The 320-nt window shown below is 54.4% G+C and carries 1 protein-coding gene; it reads left to right on the top strand.

The window, feature by feature from the left end:
- Positions 1–320 (top strand): aldehyde dehydrogenase family protein (locus AB9F29_RS21765; RefSeq protein ID WP_369757231.1); only part of this gene is annotated, 320 nt, incomplete at both ends.

Below are 320 nucleotides of genomic sequence, written 5' to 3'. Positions count from 1 at the left end.
GCACGCCCTGAAAACGGTCATTTCGTCGGGCCAACTCTGCTTAAAACGCCCGGTGGCTTGAAGGACATGCCGCGCGAAGTTTTTGGCCCCGTCTTGCATTACACAACGTTCAACAGCGAAGACTTTGAACGTGTTTTGGCCGATGTGAACGCCAGTGGATACGGGCTTACCTTCGGTCTTCACAGCCGGATTGATGCCCGCGTTGAAGTCGTCAAAGCCACGCTAAACGTCGGCAACCTCTATGTGAATCGCAACCAGATTGGGGCTATCGTTGGAAGCCAACCATTTGGTGGGGAAGGATTGTCCGGCACAGGCCCAAA

Origin of the sequence: Falsihalocynthiibacter sp. S25ZX9 (assembly GCF_041205405.1) — a bacterium.
Lineage (GTDB): Bacteria > Pseudomonadota > Alphaproteobacteria > Rhodobacterales > Rhodobacteraceae > Falsihalocynthiibacter > Falsihalocynthiibacter arcticus.
The sequence above is the reverse complement of the archived record's forward strand: the minus strand, read 5'-3'. Positions and strand labels throughout refer to the sequence as shown.